The 12,960-nt window shown below is 40.4% G+C and carries 21 protein-coding genes and 1 pseudogene; 4 read left to right on the top strand and 18 right to left on the bottom strand.

Going from position 1 to position 12,960, the window contains the following annotated elements; all coding sequences use genetic code 11:
• Positions 1 to 289 (top strand): integrase core domain-containing protein (locus tag G468_RS23030; RefSeq protein ID WP_155847005.1); only part of this gene is annotated, 289 nt, incomplete at its 5' end.
• Positions 290 to 329: 40 nt separating this feature from the next.
• On the opposite strand, the pseudogene G468_RS25130 reads toward G468_RS23030, so the two are convergent.
• A pseudogene (locus tag G468_RS25130) lies at positions 330 to 647 on the bottom strand (tail fiber assembly protein); the annotation flags it as partial.
• Positions 648 to 715: 68 nt separating this feature from the next.
• A complete protein-coding gene (locus G468_RS21070) occupies positions 716 to 1,165 on the bottom strand; it encodes a hypothetical protein (RefSeq protein ID WP_162143432.1) in 450 nt (149 codons plus the stop codon).
• Positions 1,166 to 1,350: 185 nt separating this feature from the next.
• Here G468_RS21070 and G468_RS0113765 point away from each other — a divergent pair, with 185 nt between their 5' ends.
• On the top strand, positions 1,351 to 1,941 hold the full coding sequence (locus G468_RS0113765) for a recombinase family protein (RefSeq protein ID WP_026823607.1): 591 nt from the start codon (positions 1,351 to 1,353) through the stop codon (positions 1,939 to 1,941).
• Between the two features lie 63 nt (positions 1,942 to 2,004).
• On the opposite strand, the gene G468_RS21065 is transcribed toward G468_RS0113765, so the two are convergent.
• Together G468_RS21065 and G468_RS21060 are read right to left on the bottom strand one after the other, a co-directional pair.
• Complete coding sequence (locus G468_RS21065; protein ID WP_051297120.1) at positions 2,005 to 2,403, bottom strand: P27 family phage terminase small subunit; 399 nt, start codon at positions 2,401 to 2,403, stop codon at positions 2,005 to 2,007.
• 168 nt (positions 2,404 to 2,571) lie between these two features.
• Entirely contained in the window at positions 2,572 to 2,880 is a 309-nt protein-coding gene (locus tag G468_RS21060) for an HNH endonuclease (protein WP_051297119.1), read from the bottom strand.
• A 145-nt stretch (positions 2,881 to 3,025) separates the two neighbouring features.
• On the opposite strand from G468_RS21060, the gene G468_RS0113750 reads away from it, so the two are divergent.
• The gene (locus tag G468_RS0113750; RefSeq protein ID WP_026823606.1) at positions 3,026 to 3,580 is read left to right on the top strand and encodes a YfbU family protein; all 555 of its coding nucleotides are present in this window, start codon (positions 3,026 to 3,028) and stop codon (positions 3,578 to 3,580) included.
• A gap of 48 nt (positions 3,581 to 3,628) precedes the next feature.
• Here G468_RS0113750 and G468_RS23455 read toward each other — a convergent pair whose 3' ends face one another.
• The 14 genes from G468_RS23455 to G468_RS23020 all read right to left on the bottom strand — a co-directional run bounded on the left by G468_RS23455 (position 3,629) and on the right by G468_RS23020 (position 12,683).
• Positions 3,629 to 4,078, bottom strand: coding sequence for a lysis system i-spanin subunit Rz (locus G468_RS23455; RefSeq protein ID WP_051297118.1), 450 nt, complete (start codon positions 4,076 to 4,078; stop codon positions 3,629 to 3,631).
• Complete coding sequence (locus G468_RS0113740) at positions 4,075 to 4,545, bottom strand: lysozyme (protein WP_135678020.1); 471 nt, start codon at positions 4,543 to 4,545, stop codon at positions 4,075 to 4,077. Before G468_RS0113740 ends, G468_RS23455 begins: the two co-directional genes overlap by 4 nt.
• On the bottom strand, positions 4,529 to 4,726 hold the full coding sequence (locus G468_RS0113735) for a phage holin family protein (RefSeq protein WP_026823603.1): 198 nt from the start codon (positions 4,724 to 4,726) through the stop codon (positions 4,529 to 4,531). The genes G468_RS0113740 and G468_RS0113735 overlap by 17 nt, the downstream gene beginning before the upstream one ends.
• Before the next feature lie 244 nt (positions 4,727 to 4,970).
• Positions 4,971 to 5,189, bottom strand: a complete 219-nt coding sequence (locus G468_RS0113730; RefSeq protein WP_026823602.1) for a cold shock domain-containing protein — start codon at positions 5,187 to 5,189, stop codon at positions 4,971 to 4,973.
• A 199-nt stretch (positions 5,190 to 5,388) separates the two neighbouring features.
• Positions 5,389 to 5,793 (bottom strand): phosphate-starvation-inducible protein PsiE, encoded by a 405-nt coding sequence (gene psiE, locus G468_RS0113725; protein WP_026823601.1) that lies wholly within the window; start codon positions 5,791 to 5,793, stop codon positions 5,389 to 5,391.
• A 502-nt stretch (positions 5,794 to 6,295) separates the two neighbouring features.
• Positions 6,296 to 6,811: a Rha family transcriptional regulator gene (locus G468_RS22565; protein WP_051297117.1), complete on the bottom strand. Its 516-nt coding sequence runs from the start codon at positions 6,809 to 6,811 to the stop codon at positions 6,296 to 6,298.
• Between the two features lie 1,190 nt (positions 6,812 to 8,001).
• Entirely contained in the window at positions 8,002 to 8,514 is a 513-nt protein-coding gene (locus G468_RS25415) for a Rha family transcriptional regulator (protein ID WP_051297116.1), read from the bottom strand.
• Positions 8,515 to 8,903: 389 nt separating this feature from the next.
• Positions 8,904 to 9,545, bottom strand: coding sequence for a bacteriophage antitermination protein Q (locus tag G468_RS0113710; protein WP_026823600.1), 642 nt, complete (start codon positions 9,543 to 9,545; stop codon positions 8,904 to 8,906).
• Positions 9,546 to 9,555: 10 nt separating this feature from the next.
• The gene (locus G468_RS0113705; RefSeq protein WP_026823599.1) at positions 9,556 to 10,047 is read right to left on the bottom strand and encodes a DUF968 domain-containing protein; all 492 of its coding nucleotides are present in this window, start codon (positions 10,045 to 10,047) and stop codon (positions 9,556 to 9,558) included.
• Between the two features lie 15 nt (positions 10,048 to 10,062).
• Positions 10,063 to 10,563 carry a RusA family crossover junction endodeoxyribonuclease gene (locus tag G468_RS21045; protein ID WP_071846897.1) on the bottom strand — a complete coding sequence of 167 codons (501 nt, stop codon included), beginning with the start codon at positions 10,561 to 10,563 and terminating at the stop codon, positions 10,063 to 10,065.
• Entirely contained in the window at positions 10,560 to 10,922 is a 363-nt protein-coding gene (locus G468_RS0113695) for a phage protein NinX family protein (protein WP_135678022.1), read from the bottom strand. Before G468_RS0113695 ends, G468_RS21045 begins: the two co-directional genes overlap by 4 nt.
• A 29-nt stretch (positions 10,923 to 10,951) precedes the next feature.
• The gene (locus G468_RS0113690) at positions 10,952 to 12,046 is read right to left on the bottom strand and encodes a baseplate assembly protein (protein ID WP_026823597.1); all 1,095 of its coding nucleotides are present in this window, start codon (positions 12,044 to 12,046) and stop codon (positions 10,952 to 10,954) included.
• Positions 12,037 to 12,396 (bottom strand): GPW/gp25 family protein, encoded by a 360-nt coding sequence (locus tag G468_RS0113685; protein WP_026823596.1) that lies wholly within the window; start codon positions 12,394 to 12,396, stop codon positions 12,037 to 12,039. The genes G468_RS0113690 and G468_RS0113685 overlap by 10 nt, the downstream gene beginning before the upstream one ends.
• A gap of 62 nt (positions 12,397 to 12,458) precedes the next feature.
• Complete coding sequence (locus G468_RS23020) at positions 12,459 to 12,683, bottom strand: hypothetical protein (RefSeq protein ID WP_246067272.1); 225 nt, start codon at positions 12,681 to 12,683, stop codon at positions 12,459 to 12,461.
• 82 nt (positions 12,684 to 12,765) lie between these two features.
• Here G468_RS23020 and G468_RS0113675 point away from each other — a divergent pair.
• A partial coding sequence (locus G468_RS0113675; RefSeq protein WP_026823594.1) for a helix-turn-helix domain-containing protein occupies positions 12,766 to 12,960 on the top strand: 195 nt, incomplete at its 3' end.

Genomic DNA, 12,960 nt, shown 5'->3' with positions numbered 1-12,960 from the left:
AGATCAAGGTTGCCAATATTCATCGGAGGAGTTTAGGGCGCACCTCTTTGAACGGAAAATAACTCAAAGCATGAGTCCGCGAGGTAATTGCCTCGATAATGCCGTGATGGAAAGATTTTTTAGGAGTTTAAAGACAGAAAGACTTAACCGTTTATCGTTTATGAATCATCAATCTGTTGTCTGTGAAGTTGAAAATTATATTCAGTTTTACAATTATTATCGACGCCATTCAACGATTGGTTATTTAACGCCACATCAAAAATATCATGAACTAAAAAATGCCGCTTAGATCTTCTACAGAATTTGTTGACCATTACATCTTGCAATGGCGCAATCATTTTGGTTGCCTGCTCAAGTAGATAATTTTTTTTATGAGTAGTTTTCCCCCTGAGTTCATCAGCCGTGTAGATGCGTGGGACGACTTGAGCATCGACAAAACACCATTTTCGGTTAGGGGCTGCCTCTTTAGGCCATTCGGATACTTCTGCTACACTGCACCCTTCGGGACAGAAACCGCTGATATCATAGCCCATTGAACGTATCACTCCGTCGGCATCATACTCGACTTTCATCGTATCTAGCTGAAAGTTTTTCTGGCACTCATACCAGTCCTGACCGTCTTCTGATATAAGAAAAATGACACCCATAGCGCTTTCTAGCGCTTTTTTGTCAGAGGATTCAGGGTGATAACGTTGAAAATTTTTAAGGTTTTGCATTACATACACCACACATTCATCCAGTTACCATTGATATTTTTTTGCAAAGGACGCCGCTGAATGAGGTCAACATATTCATCAGAGTTCCAGTTATACGCGCCGGTAATCACATGAGGCGGTTCATCACGATAACCAGGCCCACGCCATACCTGGACTTCTTGCATATGTCCCAATCGAATATCGCGCACAAAGGTATTATTTAGCCATCCGCTGAGATGGCCGCCCCAGACCGATCCGTGAATATTGCCATCTTCTTGATAGGTAGCGCCTGCGGCATGGAGTGCCTGCGGGGAATAAAAATGCCCGTTTTTATTGAATACCCAATCTCCACTACCGTCATTGCCGTTATTTAGCCGGACGCCATCACCTCCCTTGTCTTTGTAGAGCCACATGCGAACGCTACCATCCTGATTATGAAAACCCAGATGCTTGCGGTTATCCCCCTTCAATAAGAATTGGCCACCCTGTGAAATAATGTCGCCATTGACCGTGCCACCAGTCCGTTTATCCAGTGCATTTTTTGCACAATCTACCGTTTCCGTTAAACCAAGGTTTTATAACATCGAGAATTTAGCTAAAATTTTGACCAAACCAAGCAATTAAAAGGCTTATAGAGAGTGAGAAAAGGTTAAGAATGGCAAAAATAGGCTATATGAGGGTGTCAAAAAATGACCAAAATACCGATTTACAGCGAAAATCGCTCGTTTGTGCAAATTGCGAACAGATTTTTGAGGATAAAATCAGTGGAAAAACAGACCAGAGACCTGGGTTAAAACGTGCATTAAAGTGCCTGAAATCGGGCGATACCTTGGTAGTCTGGAAGCTGGACAGGCTGGGTCGTAGCATTAAACATTTGATTACTTTAATATCCAAACTTGAAGATGAAGGTATTCATTTTCATAGTTTGACGGATGCCATTGACACTTCTACGTCCGCAGGTCGTTTTTTCTTTCATGTGATGAGTGCGTTGGCACAGATGGAGCGTGAACTGATTGTTGAGCGTACTAAAGCAGGTTTAGCCGCAGCAAGAAGCAGAGGACGTATCGGGGGTAGACCTTGCTCATTATCTTCCGCGCAGCAAGAGCAGGCTAAAAAATTACTTGAGTTAGGCCATAGTAGAACACAGCTGGCATTACTGTATGGGGTGTCATTGGCTAGCATCTACAAATATTGTCCAGTTAACCAGAATGCTCGAACAGGCCAAAATGACTCTGATGAAAAATAACAGTGTAATTTCGTTGCACTGATGGAAACAAAAGTAACCCACCATTTATCGCACGTTTTGGCTTCAAATATCGCGCGGCGCATCACCAAGCAAAGAGCCAACTCGCGCGAGTTGGGAAACGCAATCATTACGTACCGCGACTGCAGGATGTTTTTTTAATCCACCGCTGCCCCCCATTTCGGTAATGCCACCACTGTCAATATCCCGTAATGCATGTTCGGCGATAACCTTTTCCGCTCGCAACATCAATTCAAAGGCATTGCAATAAGCAATTAGCAAAGGCGCATCTTCCAGTTCAAAGGTACCACGCTGAATTAAAATATGGCTCTGGGTTTTCCACAACTTAACAGCATTTTCACCTATTAACGCCTCAGGTGGTGCAATACGAGTCAAGTTACTCTGTTTTTTCGCCGGTAAATTTCGCTTCCGGCCGCCTCCTGATGACCGAATACCGGTTGCCATACTCCCTCCTGAATTGTTAAAAACTATCGAAAAAATATTCCTTATTTCGCTTGCGTAAAAATAAACTTAAAGCGGCAGTCCTGGAAAGCGAGAGGGGTAGAGATTTTACCCGCCCCTCCCCCTGCTTTATTGGCTTCTTTCCGTGGCAGTTTTCTTGTGGTGACACGGTCAGCACAGACTTTGCAAGTTACTTTCTGCATCACTGCCGCCGTGGGCTTTTGCTATGATATGGTCAACAGTTTTAGCTGTAGTAGCCAGACTGTTTTTTAAGCAAGCTTGGCAGAGATATTTATCACGCTTTAATATCTGCATACGCAACTTATCCCACCTGGTGCCATAACCGCGTTGATGACGATTTTTTCCTTGCTGATGGTTTTCCCATCCTTGACTTCGATGTGCTTCACAATAGCCACTGCGATCAGTGGTTGTCTTGGCGCAGCCGCGTTTGCGGCATGCGCGGGGGATGCGGGGCGGCATGGAGTTTACCTTTAATTAACATTGGAAGATATTCAAAAAATATAATTACAAACAATTGCAAATCTATGATTGTGATCGATCTTTTCGCAAATGAAACATTGTTACTATTACTTTAGTTATTTAACTTTATATAAGGTATATAAATATGGAATTTTCTGCGGCAGAAAAACTTCAAATATCAATGCTATGTGAAATTTTTAGAGCTCTAGAAATAAACAATAGTTATGATCCTGATTTAATCCAGCTTGCAATCTCAACAAATAATTATTGGGCTATCGGCGAACAATATCAATTAAGAGAACTAAGTAACTTACCCACCCCAAATAAACCTGAATTGGTTCACGAAATTCTTACTATGTACCGAACATTATCAAGTACATATAATCAAATGAATGAACAAGATAAAGACGATATTAAAAAAGCTTTGTCAAATAATAACCCCGAAAAATTACTGAATTTTCCTGGTTTTGATTTTAACCACGAAACTGAATATGCAACAATAGCAGAATTATTAAAAAAAATGGGATGTTATGCTGAAATGAATATAACTAATAATTCTCATATGCCTTCTATAGAAATCTATCAGAGAATGTTAAAAGTATTTTCAACTGTGTTAAAAGACTCTAATTACGACTATCAGATTTCAAAGCAATCCTTTATTAAAATACTTCAAGCAAAAATACATCCTAATAAGAGATAATTAATTTTCATTTAAATAAAAATTCAATGGCCCCAAGTTAGGGGCTTTTTATTTATAAACCTCACTCACTCTCTCCCTTAACCCCAAATACTGCGCCTCTAAGGTTTCAAGTTGGCGTCTGAGACGGAGATAATTTCGCCGAGCGTCAGGCGCCAGTTGGGTGGGTCTTGCATCATCCACGCTGGTGGTGGTGGCGGTAATATTGTCGGACTTTGCACACACCGCTTTGACATACAACCGCTTAGTGCCATTATGCAGATCGTCAGTAAGCTTACTGATTTCAGCTTTCGCATGATTAAGTTCCTGTGTTCGTTTAGTGTCCAGTTGATGTAGTAATTTCACCTCTTTTAAATAGCTGTTTTTAAGCTCTGTCTGCTTATCGAGTTCATCCACCAGCTGGTTATATTGATATTTAAGTTGGGCATAGTAGTTATATAAAATCACAAGCGATATTGAAGCCAATATAGTGATAAAAAATGGCAAACTATTTAATTTCATATATTGCCTGCACATATCGCTGATTCAATTTCACGACGCGTCATCAGACCCTGCCACTTTTCCTTACCAACATAAACCCACTGCTTCATCGCTTCACATGCACCATCCAGATCGTTCGCATTAAGTTTTTTGAGTAATGTAGAACGCTGGAAATTGCCAATGCCAACGTTATAAACAAAAGAGTAAATAGCGGCCTGTGTCAGCGTATTGACTTTGACCTGGATTAATGGGTCGACCTGTTTTTTAACCGTCTGCAAATCACTATTAAGCCACTGTTCACACTCTGCTTTGCTATAAATGCTGTTGGGTTTAATATCCTTTCCCGTATGGCCGAAACACACCGAAAGTACACCGCCGCCATCAAAATAAGGCGCTAACTTTAGTCCTTCAAAATGCATTATCATGGTCGAAGCAAGTAACATCACTCCACCCGCCGCTACTACAATCTTTTTAGGTATCTTCACCATAATGATATTCCTTCAATTTATATTCCTTACGCTTGTAGTACCAATTAACTAAAAAAGTGCCTATCGTGCAGACAATACCGACAATAGCCACCCACTGCTCTAAAGTGAAAATACTTAAAATGGTGATCAGGATGCCCCATAGATAGGCTATAGGACTTGAATATTTTTCAGGCATGCGCATATCCACTCCCTACAGAGTGTATCCATGAGTTTAGTGTGATAAGTTAAAAGTTATGCGTTAAGCTAATCGCTTTACACACCGAGTTACCTTAACGCATTAGTTTTCAAAACTGGAATGACGACATCAATATAAACAAAATGAATAGAAAAATAAGAGATGAAAAACAATGATGAAATTACAAAGCTAAAAACCATACTCCCAAAGAGTAAGGTTTTTTATTCTTGATTTCTTGTTACTAATTTTATTAGCTATTTAGGACAACAACATTTGTTGCTGTATTGCCTTTCATGCCCTGAAAAGGTGTATAACTAACTTCCTGTCCTTCATAAAGAACTTGATAATGAGTGTTTTTGATTTCAGAATAGTGTACAAAAACTTCTTTACTACCATCATTTGGAGTAATAAAACCAAATCCTCTATTACCATCAAACCATTTAACCAATCCGTGAATAATATTTGACATTATGAATCCTTATAATTGTTTATTTTTTGTTTCAATAAATGTAGATTTGAATACTTATTGTAGTTAAATTAAAAGGAATCCATAGAATAGAGATGTATCGATAATATCATTACTCTCTGAATTTATTTAAATTTTTATAACAAGAGATAATTCCAAACCAGGAGTACATTAAGACATACTTTTTAATGTTAAACAACATTTATTTAATTAAACGTTTAGTATTGGCTATATATAAGGCTAAAATCATCACTAAAATTGATACTGAATAAACCAACACACTTATTGGTTCTTTATGTTCGACGATAATTAATCTAATGATTGCGGTGATACCTATATAAATAAAGTATTGTAGCGGGAAATGGTAAACTGATTGAAAGTATTTGATTATTAAAGCAATAAATTCAAAATAAAGAAAATAAGTAATTATCCCTTCAAGTAAAAGATAAGATGGCATAGTTTCTGAATTTTTGAATAGCAATGCTGATAAGACGATAGTTTCTTTGATTAGGAAAATAATTAATATGATTGCGATTATTAACAAACTACAGCTAATTATCCATTGCAATAACCGTGCTATCAATTTTGATTGAGATAAGCCAGACAAATAAACCTCCACACAATTTTAGCTTTCATGTCGGCTTATTTCTCAACTAAAAACAAGTCTTGCTAAAGTAGAATTCAATATTTATCCCTAAATATAGCGACATGAGATAACATTTTAATACTAAGCATATTAATTTATTTCCCTTTTAATATTTCCGTAATTTTCAATCCTAAACTTTACTATCATAAGAAAACTAAAGACAAACTACTTTCAATATTATTAATATCTATAAATTAATAAAATTATTTAGTATAAAAATTAATTTGCACATAAAATAAACCAATATACTAAATTTCTTTTAAATATCTCCTATTTTGTTCATTTTTGCAAGCTAAATCAAAACCCTTATTTTTTACTCTTGTTTTACTTGTTTCTAAGCGAACTTCTATTTAATCCTCAAGTAAAGAAGAAAAATGATGAAAAACACTAAAAATTAAAAACCCCACTCTAAACAAGTGAGGCTAAGCATTATCTATCCAGATTTTTCAATAAGATGACTCATTTATTCCGAAAGTTTTTTAATCAACTCATCCTTGTGAATAATTACATAACCAGATCGGTGGCCAATTTCAAATAGTGTTTCGAGAGAAGAAACATACTCATTGTCATGAACGACTCTTGCGCTATCTACTTTACCATTAGGAAGTAAAGTCAGCAGGATCTTATTAGTTGTTCCAGTTACGGTAATAGCACTGTTAAGTTCTGCTTCCATTCTATCAAATTCGGCAATGTAGGCTTCTTTAAACTGAGCGGCCTTTTTTCCTGTAAATCCCATTACTAAGAAAATGAAGCCGTTTTTTGTCATTTCATATGCATCATAAGTGTTTCCTTTATGTTCGAATTGAACCCGCCAAAAGTTGCGGGTTAAAAATTGTTCAGAACAATCAAGGTTAGATATTTTTAGAACAACTTTTTGATGTTCTTTACCAAAGTAATCGGCAACGTCTTTAGAAATTGTTATAGCCTTGTTATTGTTGATAGTAACTTTAGGAGTGATGGTAGATAATTGAAGTGTCATGATGACCTCCGATGGTTACTTAAATTTACTCACCATCAGGAGTTCTCACACTCTCTGGTGGTGAACTGAATGGGGGTGAGAATACCGGAGTAACCGCCGGCCAACCTTTCGGTTGCCCCATCCACCCCACCATTGAATATGGCTAGATTACGACAATAAAAAACACGCTCGCGGCGTGTGTCATGTCGCGGTTACTAACTCGGGTTCTCACGCCCGATATCTGATTTATCAGATGCAGGTAAACTATAGCGCATGTATTTGCTTTCTCGTCAATGCAAAAAGAAATGAGTTTGTTAAATTAGAGACAGAACAAGATTAAAGTAATTAAACTAGGGTGGTCGGGTACTTCAACACCGTATAGGACGGCCAACAGCTTTTCCCAAAAGGTATTGTATATACTGTTCGCTACCCGACCATAACAAATTTCGGACATAAAAAAGCCGCTTGATTCAGTCGCGGTAACTGCCTATGGTGTGTTGAGCTCTTGATATAAAATATAACTTATGACCTCATTCCGGTCTAGCTTTACCATCACATCCTTTAATAAAAAAACTTCACTAAATAACTTCTATAAAACTCTGGAACAATATCAATTCACCCCAAAAACCTGCCGTAGTAACGACCACTCCAGTACTACTTCCCTATCTCAGCCTAAATAATCTAGGACAATAGTAAGATAATAAATTTCACAAAAAGGGCAACTTTTAAGATTGATAAAAATAATAAATATTTATTATTAACTTTATAAAACATCAACTATTCTAAAATTTTGTGGGTTTTTATAGGATAATCAAGTGAAAAATTTATCAGCAGTAATATTTATGCTTCTATTCTCAAGTAATGTTATGAGTATCTGTCCTAAGGGATTTACATATGATCTAAGTAAGAGAATTTGTATTAATAATAACGATCAATCTATAACAGCCAAAGAACTCTGTTATGATAATAAAACAAGGAGTTTTATTCCATGTAATCAAATAACTTATACTCCTCAACTCGGCAGGGGTAAATAAGATTGTATCTTTATATAATATTACCATCACCCAACCTTCAAAATTGCTATTCCTTTCTCAGGGTAGCCTATTAACTGTTTCTCACTATCTATTACAATTTTTACCAATTAAAAAACCCCACTCTAAACAAGTGAGGCTAGGTATTATCTATCTGGATTTTTCAATGATATGACTCATTTATTCCGAAAGTTTTTTAATCAACTCATCCTTGTGAATAATTACATAACCAGATCGGCGGCCAATTTCAAATAGTGTTTCGAGAGAAGAAACATACTCATTGTCATGTACGACTCGTGCACTATCCACTTTACCATTAGGAAGTAGGGTCAGCAGTATTTTGCTAGTTGTGCCTGTTACAGTAATAGAATTATGTAACTGAGCTTCTATACGGTTGAACTCAGAAATATAGGCTTCTTTAAACTGAGCTGCTTTCTTACCTGTAAATCCCATAACCAAGAACACAAACCCGTCTTTGGTCATTTTATACTCTTCGTATACATTCCCATTATGTTCAAATGGAACCCTCGAAAAGTTGATGGTTAAGAATTGTTCTGAACATTCGAGATTTTTTATTTTTTCAATTACATGAAAATGTTGTTTGCCAAAATAATTAGCTACTTGACGAGAGGTAGTTATAACTTTTCCATCGTGAATAAATACACTAGGAATAGTAGACATTTGAGTATTCATATTTTATATCCTGTTTGATATTTTGAATTAACCCTATTTTAAAGTAGGGTGGCCAGGCGCTCAAAACCGCAAACAGACGGCGGGCATATTTCCCTTGCGGGTATTTTATTAGCCTCACGCCCGACCATATCAAAATTTTATGGATATAAAAAAACCACAAGTCTGTCGGGTGTGGAGACCGCTGTTTGAAGTGTTTTGAGCACCTGATATAAAATATAACTTATGACGTTATTCTCGTCTAGCTTTATCATCACAACCTTTAATAACAAAAAACCTCACTAAAGAGGTTCTATACAATTCTAGCAACATATCAATTTAGCCTTAAATATCACTCATTTTGTTGACTTTTGCAAGATGTAGAAATGACTTTTTGTTATTTTTTCATATCATTACACACTTTCAGCTATCTGACATAAGGCTTCTCTATCCAATGCCTTACAGATTGAAATCAATCTTAACCAAAAATGGTGATAATTCTTTTTCCAGTTGTCCCGCTTCATCCCCATTAACTTGGCAAGATCCGATTGACTATACCCCTGATTAGCTAAACCAGAAAAGCTATCTGCGCATTGTTGCACGCATAACCAAACCAATATTTTTAATCTTTCTTTGACCTTTTTAGTGATTTTTATATCTGCAGTCTGATAGGTAAATTTTCGCCATAGGTATGAGCATATATTCACTTGATGTTGAAAATTCATCTCATGACAATAGCAATACAGTATCCATGAGCGTTGATGATCTGCTAACTGTCTGATCACTCTTCTCTCGTGGCAGTAAAAATAAGCAGGGTACTCGATAAGCGGGATTTCTCTGCCTGAACGACGGGTTTCAGTGACTTTTACCGGATCAGTTATTCGACAAACGGAATGACCCGCTAATTTTATTTCCCGCTTTTTCACTCTTGGATACCTTTTTGTTTCCATTGCACTCTTACACGTGAGTGCCTCAAGTTGTCCAGTGTTTACTGTCCAGTCCCTAAAAGCATATTTGGCCACGCTTCGAAAATACCCTAAGTCATGCTCTGTCATAAACTGTTCCTTAACTCAATGCCCCAAGCCCCAATGATTCATCAAGAAAACCAAATAGCAGCGCTAACTGACTACCATACTTTACTTCCCATGCTTTAGGATCATGATGCAATTCACTGTGATGTCCCCTACATAGTGGAATACTAAATAAATCATGTGCTTTTACGCCTATACCCCCGTAGCCATAACCGATAAGATGATGGGCATCATCCGCTGGCTTCTGGCAGAGACAACACGGACGCGACTTAACCCACTGCAGATATTTTTGATTTCCCCAACGTTTCAGTTTCTGGATTTTCATTAAACTTGCTGGTGGGTTAGCATCAATGACTAGATTTAAAACTGCCTGCTCTGCTATTCTGCCTGCTTTTGCATCGCTTAATTCATCCGGTGCGGACATTACTATCATCCGGCCACTGAAATGGTGTAGCTGATTGATACCTGGCTTAAAGGCGACAATGCCCAATTCAGGAACAGGTATTGCTGTGAGTAAATGACACATCAAAAAAGCTCCGCTTTATTTCAATATAAATTCTTTACTTAAAATTCCATCTATCCACTTATCCATATTAGAGAGTGCATTTGCTTTTTTTCGTTGACGTTTTTTAGTGTTCTTTTCTACATGGTTAAGCAAATAAGGCGTGATAATAGCCAGTGCACTACCACCTGCAATCTTTGCGCCCCATTCCACGGTTAATCTTTTAACCTGTGCATCATCTTGCCAGATACCTGCGTAAGTTAAGCTGTCCTGTTTGGCCTTAACAAAGTTATCCAGATCACGGCGGTGATCTGTTGGCGGAAATAAGGTTAATGAAAGACTAACTGCAGTCGTCAATGTTTTGGGTTTTCGGTTATTGTTTTGTTCCAGTACGCTCGCAATTACTGCGCAGCGATATTGCCGTCCTTTAGCACTGATTAAATGACGTCCTTTATTTAACCCGCTGGAAGGATGACGCCAGTAGGTATTAACACTGGGCGGAAAAGGTAAAACAAGACTTAACGATCCTGTTGCTATCATATCTTCCTCACTAACCCGTCAGGAATATCAATCTCATTCCCCTGAATAATAGAAACAATTAAACGACAGGCCGCTTCTAAATGAGTTGCGCCTTTGCCGATCCCTTTATCAAACAAACCTGAAGCGGCACAGAAAGAACCCGCTTTTGTCTTTCTGAATTTAATTTGATATCGCTTAATAAATTCATCGCATTGTTCACCATTTTTTGAGGGGTTAAAGGCAACAAAAAAATGGTTTTTATCCACATTGATATAAATCGGTGAAGTTTTACGGTCAAAATAGGCAATTTCATAACCCAGCGATTTGGCTACCGCATAATCAAGATGACGTCCTGACAATTCACGTGTTTTTACTATCATGCCGCCCTCCCGTTGCGCTCTGCTAACCACTACACTCCCACTAACGTCAGGTCGATGTTTTCACACCAGGGCCATTCGTTTTCTTTCACCCCCTGCAGGGTCGGTTGTTTTAGCTCGACGCTGTAAACCCCGTTGACCGAGAGGGTGGCCTGTATCTGGCTGGGAACGATATCACGCCCCAGTTGTGCGGCCTGCTTGTCGATATAACGCTGGGCGGACTGCTTCACTGCGACCATGACCTCGGCGCTATCGTAGCCAGCATAAACACGGATAGCCGCTTCAATCCGGTAAGTTACCTTAACCGGCGAAGCCACCTTGACGGTATCGGTCAGCGGGCGCACCTTTTCGTCAGAACAGGCCCCATTAACCAGCGCCAGCAAGGTGTCGGACGGCAGGCCGGTTTTAATCAGCGGATAAAGCGCCACCGTACCCGGTACCGGGCGCATCACCGCCACATCGCGGATATCCTGATGGGCACTCATGGCATGAAAACGGTACGCCTCGCGCGACCCGGCGTTGCTAAATGACGCGGGGGCCAGCCGGATACGCTCGCGCAGATGCGCATCTTCTTCCGGGTCAGCGCCACCGGTACTGGGTTCAGTATTCGTCACGCTCAGGTCTGCATCGTTGATGCCGTCGAGCAAGGTGCTGATTTGCGCCGGTTGCCAGCCGTTGCCAAGTGTGCCGCGCTCGGTACAGGTGGCATTCACGCTGACGGTAGTGTCGCTCAGGGTCACCGCCTCATCGGTGGCAAAAACAATACTGTCGCGGGCGCTAACGCGCGTGCCCGCCGGAATGACCAGCGGCGTGTCGGGGGATTCTTCGAGCTGAAAACGCAGTCGGGTACGCGCTGCCGCAGCCGACAGGCGGTATACACCGACCAGTTCGCCCAGATAGTCCAGCATCGGGGCGCGGGCAAAGGCCACCAGATTCTGCTCGGCGGTATCCTGGATAGCCAGGCGTACCAGCGCCTCACGGTAAGCCATCAGGTTAATCAGCAGTCGTTCATCCTGCGCCGGATAGAGCGTTTTGCCGCTGACTTTTTCATACCAGGCTATCATTTCAGCGGTCAGCGCCGCCGCATCGGTGTTGATAAATACCGGCTTCTTGTCCGTTAACGCCATGCGACCTCCGTCATCTGCGGTGTGCCGTCCGTTATCGGTTGCCAGCGTACCCGTAACCAGAGATGTTCGGCATCGACCCGCGGTTTCACCTCAAGGAGTTGTATTCGTGGCTCCCAGCGCCGCAGTGCGTCGACCGTCTCTCTGACGACATGGGGAATGGCCTGCTCGGTAGGCATATCCAGATAGCGGTACAGGTTGCTGCCAAAATCGGGCCGATGCAGGTCTGTACCACAGGGCGTACACAGAATGATACGCATGGACTGCGCAATATCGGCCAGCCCGGAAACACGTTCGCCGGGACGGTTCAGCGCGGGCTGCCAGTAAACGGACGTTGCATAATCATTTTTCATACGGGCAGCATGACACAGGCGGGCAACAGGGGGTATTAAAGTGCGTTAAAGCCTGTAAGCGCTTATATCGGCTTGCCGGTCGACCTGCCTTCATGACCGTGACTGTGCTGATGGTTTTTCAGCGACACGTTCCCGGCCTGGATATCCCCGCTGGCCTTGATATCGCCGTTAATGGTGGCTGCCGCACCCTTGCCACCCGAGCCGCTCATACCGCCCAGGTAAGTGAGTTGCTTCTGCACCGTCAGGTTACCGGTCGTAAGGGTATCAGGTGAATCGAGTGTTGTCACCGATCATGCAAAACTGATCCACTAACGATCATCTAAAACTGATCCACTTTGTATTATTCGCACATTTTTGTACGGATAATTTATGTTAACCAAGGAGATATTTGTGGATATTCATGTTCGCTTTGCACAAGGACAAAGCCTTCGAAAAATTGCCAGTGAGTTGGGTATATCCCGTAACACCGTAAAACATCATTTACAACAACAGACAATGCCAACTTATGCTAAAAGAAGTCAACAACCGACTAAATTATCCCCCTTTAAACCTTATTTGCTTCAG

Source organism: Arsenophonus nasoniae DSM 15247 (assembly GCF_000429565.1).
GTDB lineage: Bacteria > Pseudomonadota > Gammaproteobacteria > Enterobacterales > Enterobacteriaceae > Arsenophonus > Arsenophonus nasoniae.
Note: the sequence above shows the minus strand (reverse complement) of the source record. Positions and strands in the feature narration are given on the sequence as shown.

Bases quoted from the DNA above. Each gene is read 5' to 3' on its own strand.
- G468_RS0113730 (WP_026823602.1), bottom strand. From the start codon at position 5,189: ATGTCAAATATTATTCACGGATTGGTTAAATGGTTTGATGGTAATAGA.
- G468_RS21060 (WP_051297119.1), bottom strand. From the start codon at position 2,880: ATGCCGCCCCGCATCCCCCGCGCATGCCGCAAACGCGGCTGCGCCAAG.
- G468_RS0113710 (WP_026823600.1), bottom strand. From the start codon at position 9,545: ATGACAGAGCATGACTTAGGGTATTTTCGAAGCGTGGCCAAATATGCT.
- G468_RS0113695 (WP_135678022.1), bottom strand. From the start codon at position 10,922: ATGATAGTAAAAACACGTGAATTGTCAGGACGTCATCTTGATTATGCG.
- G468_RS0113690 (WP_026823597.1), bottom strand. From the start codon at position 12,046: ATGGCGTTAACGGACAAGAAGCCGGTATTTATCAACACCGATGCGGCG.
- G468_RS22565 (WP_051297117.1), bottom strand. From the start codon at position 6,811: ATGACACTTCAATTATCTACCATCACTCCTAAAGTTACTATCAACAAT.
- G468_RS0113750 (WP_026823606.1), top strand. From the start codon at position 3,026: ATGGAATTTTCTGCGGCAGAAAAACTTCAAATATCAATGCTATGTGAA.
- G468_RS0113740 (WP_135678020.1), bottom strand. From the start codon at position 4,545: ATGGTGAAGATACCTAAAAAGATTGTAGTAGCGGCGGGTGGAGTGATG.
- G468_RS21045 (WP_071846897.1), bottom strand. From the start codon at position 10,563: ATGATAGCAACAGGATCGTTAAGTCTTGTTTTACCTTTTCCGCCCAGT.
- G468_RS23455 (WP_051297118.1), bottom strand. From the start codon at position 4,078: ATGAAATTAAATAGTTTGCCATTTTTTATCACTATATTGGCTTCAATA.
- G468_RS0113765 (WP_026823607.1), top strand. From the start codon at position 1,351: ATGGCAAAAATAGGCTATATGAGGGTGTCAAAAAATGACCAAAATACC.
- G468_RS0113705 (WP_026823599.1), bottom strand. From the start codon at position 10,047: ATGTGTCATTTACTCACAGCAATACCTGTTCCTGAATTGGGCATTGTC.
- G468_RS21065 (WP_051297120.1), bottom strand. From the start codon at position 2,403: ATGGCAACCGGTATTCGGTCATCAGGAGGCGGCCGGAAGCGAAATTTA.
- G468_RS25415 (WP_051297116.1), bottom strand. From the start codon at position 8,514: ATGAATACTCAAATGTCTACTATTCCTAGTGTATTTATTCACGATGGA.
- G468_RS0113735 (WP_026823603.1), bottom strand. From the start codon at position 4,726: ATGCGCATGCCTGAAAAATATTCAAGTCCTATAGCCTATCTATGGGGC.
- G468_RS0113685 (WP_026823596.1), bottom strand. From the start codon at position 12,396: ATGAAAAATGATTATGCAACGTCCGTTTACTGGCAGCCCGCGCTGAAC.